We start from the raw sequence: 890 nt of genomic DNA on the forward strand, positions 1-890 counted from the left end.
CTGCCCGAGCCGCTGCTGGTCGCCACGCCGGCCAGCGCCGAGGCCGGCGGTCCGGCGCGCCAGCGCGCGATCGCCGCGCACCTGCAGGCCCGCGGCTATCCGCAGGCCACGGTCGAGCCGTTGCCGGGCGGCCTGTTCCGCATCGACTACGGCCACCCCGCGCAGCCGCCGGTCTCGATCGTGCTGCTGGCGCAGGACAACCTGCCGGCGTTGCAGCGCGCGGTGGTCAGCCTGCTCGAACAGACCGCCTACCCCGCCTATGAACTGCTGCTGGTGGACAACGCCAGCCAGGCGCCGGAGATCACCGCGTGGATGCAGGCCGTGGCCGAGCTGGGCAACGGCCGCATCCGCGTGTTCGCCCTGGAACAGCAGGTCTGCCAGGCCGAGGCGCACAACCTCGCCGCCACCCAGGCGCAGGGCGAGTACCTCTTGTTCCTGGACGCCGACAGCGCCGCGGTACAGGACTGCTGGCTGCACGCGCTGATGAACCACGCGCAGCGGCCCGAGGTCGGCATCGTCGGCGCCAAGGGCGTGGCCGCCGACGGCCGCATCACCCACGCCGGCCTGCTGCCGGGCCTGCTGGCCGGCGCCGGCCATGCCTTCGCCGGCGAGGCGATGGCGCAGCCGGGCTACATGGGCCGGCTGCAGGTGGCGCACCGCTACAGCGCGGTGTCGGCGCATTGCCTGCTGGTGCGGCGGGCGCTGTTCGAACACCTGTCCGGCTTCGACGCGGCCGGCTTCGCCGCCGGCGGCGCCGACGTGGACCTGTGCCTGCGCGCCGCGGCGACGGGCGCCTGGACCGTGTGGACGCCGCAGGCGCTGCTGCTGCAGCCGGCCCAGGCCACGCGCAGCGAGGCGGCCGACGAGGCGCTGCTGCAGCGCTGGCTGGC

Annotated in this window: 1 protein-coding gene; it reads left to right on the forward strand. The window is 75.3% G+C overall.

All coding sequences use genetic code 11. The annotated features are described in order from the left end of the window. Positions 1-890: glycosyltransferase family A protein (locus tag D588_RS24970; protein WP_043085235.1), on the forward strand; the 890-nt coding region annotated here is incomplete at both ends.

Source organism: Xanthomonas sp. SHU 308 (assembly GCF_000364645.1).
In the GTDB taxonomy this organism is placed as follows: domain Bacteria; phylum Pseudomonadota; class Gammaproteobacteria; order Xanthomonadales; family Xanthomonadaceae; genus Xanthomonas_A; species Xanthomonas_A sontii.